2 protein-coding genes are annotated in these 4750 nt (G+C 44.9%); both read right to left on the minus strand.

Annotated features, from left to right (window positions below; genetic code table 11):
• Nucleotides 1-317 precede the first annotated feature (317 nt).
• A complete protein-coding gene (locus tag F6K20_RS24750; RefSeq protein ID WP_052308483.1) occupies nucleotides 318-1187 on the minus strand; it encodes a calcium-binding protein in 870 nt (289 codons plus the stop codon).
• Between the two features lie 433 nt (nucleotides 1188-1620).
• The coding region (locus tag F6K20_RS24755) for a beta strand repeat-containing protein (RefSeq protein ID WP_287296399.1) at nucleotides 1621-4750 on the minus strand (3130 nt) is incomplete at its 5' end.

A 4750-nucleotide genomic window follows, 5' to 3' on the forward strand; every position in this document is an offset into this window, starting at 1 on the left:
TAGTGGGGTGGGCATCCTGCTTGCTCGGGAATGAAACAGGCAAGATGCCTGCTCGCAAATGAAACAGGCAAGATGCCTGCCTGGTCGCAAATGAAACAGGCAAGATGCCTGTTCTACAGCCAAATGCCTATTCCACAACACTATTAAAATCATCCCGTATTTATAGCACTACGCATTAAGGTGTTTGAAATTGATACAAGCTAAAAAGCGGTTGTAGTCAACTTTTGTATGCATGGCTCTTGCCTTGGGCGTAGCGCTATATCTAACCAAATGCTTCCCCCAACCCCCAGAGGCTGAGGGTGTTTTTGGAAAGAGTCTTAAACAAAGTTAAAGTCCGCAGAGGTCACGACATTAGTGGTGTCTTCTACCACACCGATAAGATCGTTCTTATAGTAAATCAAGGTATCCTTTGCACTGCTGCCAGACCAGTTTTGGAAGCTCAGTGAGTAGTCACTGGCACTACCATAAACCTCGAACTTATCTCCCTCAGACCAGTAGAAGTCGGTAATTGTGGCATAGCCCGAGCCTAGATAGAATGCCCCAAAGGCATTCCCCAAAACAAATGTATCTGCTCCATCATAAGAACCTTGAACACCAGGCTGGGATGAACTGTAGTCTCCGCTTAGGATATCGTATTCTCCGATAGTGCCACCATAACCATTGAGGATGTCATTACCGGAACCCCCGACTAATGTATCGGTGCCCGTTCCTCCAAGTAATGTATCATGGCCAGATTCACCCTTAAGGCTGTCATGGCCGGAACTGCCACTTAAGTAATCGTTCCCAGAGTAACCTAGAAGGGTGTCGTTACCTGAGCCACCATACATATTGTCATTGCCAGTCCAGCCATCCAGATAGTCGTTACCACTCTCACCGTAGAGCTTATCGTTGCCGCTATTACCATATAAATTATCGTGTCCAGAGTAACCTAGAAGGGTGTCGTTACCTGAGCCACCATACATATTGTCATTGCCAGTCCAGCCATCCAGATAGTCGTTACCACCCTCACCGTAGAGCTTATCGTTGCCGCTATTACCATACAAAGTGTCGTTCTTCGGACCGCCAATCAGGGTATCATCGCCCCCATTACCCGTCATTGTCCAAGACTTCCATTTCTTGAATATCCACCAACCTTCCTTGTGTGCTTGAAAGTAATTGTTAGCATTGTTACCGATGTAATTTCCCATGGTTTTTACTCCTGAGAGCATTGAATTGTGTAACTTCAAAGGGTTATCTTCAGTCAATTAATTCTAGATAACCCCAATGTCTAAGCTTTGATTTTTGCGACGACAATTTGGTCGTTTATTCGGCAAAAAAAACAAATTATTTAGAGATAATTTGTTCAGCAACTACCTTAGCTTGTTGCTTAATTTTCATAATAAAGTTAAGACTTTTAGAATTCATTCACCGTATCTACCAATGTGATGACTTGGATAACCAAGACTCATGGCAAGATTTAGTCAGTGGGATTGCTGAAAACTACATATTGGTAATCAAAAAGAGAGGCTCTAATCCAGTGAGCCTCTCTTTTTTGGTTTACGGTAGTTGTGCTAAAAGCTAAAGCTTGAAGCTAAGGAAGTATAGGATCAAGCTTCTGTTCAAAATTCCTAACCCCCAGCCTCAAGAACATTCCCGCCCCATCACTAGGCGTCCATTGGGCAGTTGATACACCCCGGTTGCTTCAACAATTGGGTCACCCTTTTGCCAAGGACGAGAGGCACTCTGACTCGGTACCGTGCGTACCTCTCCAGTGGGATAACGTGAAACTGAAGCATCCCCAGGGCGGGTGGGTAAGTTACCACCACCGGTAATGATGAATTTTCCTTCTTGTTCACTGGTTCGGACAATGCAGCTATTGGCTAGCAGATTGTCGGTGTCAATCAGATTGTCCGGTAACTCTGTCAGGCTGTTTGTGATATGAGCGAGGTTGGGTAAACCCTGAATATCCCCAGGGATAGCAGCACTAGCGTTGATATCGACTCGGTTATTATTATCTAAAGTGGCTGGGTCAGTGCCTGGTGGTGCTGGACGGAAAGCAAAGCCGAAGAAGATGGGGGTTGTGAAGGTAATATTACCTCCTCGGCCATCACGGGCAAAGGCTAGGATATCACTGTCAGCGAAGGCAATGAGGGAGTCAGTGGTGATGGTAATATTGCCCCCGTTGTCAGCACCGCTGAAGACACTGGTGGTAATGTCACTGTCACCGCGTAGCCTAATATCTTTGGCTGTGATTTTGATCTCACCTCCGGCAGATTGAGTGGTAGCAGTAATAATATTGCCGTCAGTAGCTGTTAACCTGTCTGAGACATTGATATCGATGTTGCCAGCGTCGCCTTCTCCCTGACTTTGGGCAGATATCTCTGCACCATCCTCAAGGGTTAGTTTTCCAGTGGTAATCTCTAAGTCTCCAGCCTTTTTAGTTGAGCCTGGAAGTGCTGCTGTAAAGACACCACTGGGGACTGTGCCATCCGCTGAGGTGCCAATCACTTCTACTGATTCTGAGGCATTGATGGTTATATTTCCTCCTTTACCTGCATTTGCGGTTGCTGCGCCAATGCGTGAACCACTGCGGACCATCAGTTGGTTGGTTTCAATAGTTATATCCCCGGCATTTCCGAAAGCATTAATAGAAGTAGCAACAGAATCAGTAGAAGTAGCAACAGGACCAATAATTGTATCTGCCGAAATTGTAGCTCCCTCCTCAAGAGTTATTCTGCCAGATTTTAAAAATAACTTTCCTGCATCACCATTTCCGAGAGTAGCAGTTGCTATGCCTGCCTGACCTTGAATCTCGATAGACTCGGTAGCAGTTATACTTAACTCTCCGCCTTTTCCGCCAGACAAGGTAACTTGCCCATTATTTCTTTCAGTTAAAAGAGGTGCTGAGGTAATTCCAGCTCCATTCTGAATGACTAAACTACTAGTACTAAGGCTTAACTTACCAGCATTACCAGTCCCAAAAGTTGCTGTTGTCAAACCTGTAGTAGTTTGACCTGCCTGGCGAATTGAGTTTGGGTCTAGAGGATTAGGATTAAATACTATTGATTGATTGCCCCTTAGTATAACAGACTCGGAAGCATTGATGGTTAAGTTCCCTCCATTGCCACTGCTGAATGTTTCTGTTCCTATTCCAGTCAAGCTATTCAATTCAGGTCGGTCATTTTGTACAACCAATTGCTTAGTATTAATGGTTGCGTTGCCAGCATTGCCATTCCCAAATGTCTGGACAAGTAATCGACTACCATTGATGATATTGATGGAATCAGAGGCATTAATGTTGAGATTTCCTCCCGAGCCATCCCCACGAGTCCTCGTCGATACTTTCGTCCCAGTAAAGGAAACGGATTGAGCCTTGATATTAATATCACCAGCCTTACCGGAGCCATCAGTGTCGGTAGTAATAAGCTGATTTTTTGCTATGATTGCACCGTTGCTATTTAACGTAATATCACCCCCTGCAACATCGCGACCACCAGAATCAAGAGAACCAAGGTTAAGGTCACCGTCAGCAGACAAGGTTATCGGTCCGCCACTGCCAGAGGAATATGTACTGAGAAGACCTGCCGTAGTATCGATACTACCATTGGTGCTGTTGAGGGTAATCGAGCCACTGGGACTAATAATATCCTGAGTATTAATGTCTCCGATGGCGTTGAGGATCAAGCTTATTTCTTGATTGGAAGATTCTCCAATACTAAGGCTACCGCTTTGTGCGATCGCACCACCAGAAGTAATGTTTAAATTACCAGAATAAGTTGAGTTGAGTAAGTTGGTAGAGTCACTTTCGTTGATTGAGATGTTACCCCCTGTAAAGGAAAGATTCCCAAACTGATTGTCTGAGTTGTTGAGAGTAATATTGCCATTCTCAGCATTAAAGCTAGCAGTACCGCTAACATTTAGAGCACCATTTTGGATAATTTCGGGAGTACCTGTATCGAGGCGACTTAGGGGTGCTTCAGTATTTATTCTCAATACGCCACCAAAGGAGTTTCCAGATTGAGCTAATTCAATCGCTGTACTTTCGTTAAAGGCTTCATTGTTGTTGAAAGTCAGTCTTCTATCTAAGCTGTTCACCGTTAGATTGCCAGAGATAGTTTCGGCACTTAGAGTGATCTGTCCCACGTCAGTGATAATTACATCCCCATTGGGCAAGGTTATTCGAGGCAAAATATTGTTGCCAGTAGGCTCTAAATTGTCACTAGGAGCGTTTGGAATAGTGTTCCCTGCTACTTGTAAGATTTCCCCAGGGGCTTGGAAAATTGGTCCAGTAGAGTTAATCGTAAAATCCCCACCAATCAGGGAATTACCGATGATGGTGGCATTACTGTTAGTAATTGTGACATTGCCAGCGTTGGGGAGGGTAGTGGTGAGGCTGGTATCTCCTACAACAGTTAATGATGCTCCTATATCTTGAGTAATCATGCCTCCAGAGGTTAAGTTCAAGTTACCAGTGGCAGAGGAACTGATCAGATTTGTCTGGTCACTCTCACGGATAGAGACATCATTACCGGTGAAGGCTAGATTACCAAACTGATTAGCTGGTTCGTTGAGACTAATATTGCCAGTGTTGGCGTTGAAAGTAGCGGTACCACTGACAGTTTGAGTGCCAGTTTGAATAATCCCGGGGGTACCTTCCAACAAGATGGCATCGGTGGTGGTGTTAAACCGGAGGGTACCGCCAAAGGAATTGTCTTGATTAAGAGTGATGGCAGGGTTATCCAGAACTTGGTTAAAACTGACAACGGCTGCT

Source organism: Moorena sp. SIO2C4 (assembly GCF_010672485.1).
GTDB classification, from domain to species: Bacteria; Cyanobacteriota; Cyanobacteriia; order Cyanobacteriales; family Coleofasciculaceae; genus Moorena; species Moorena producens.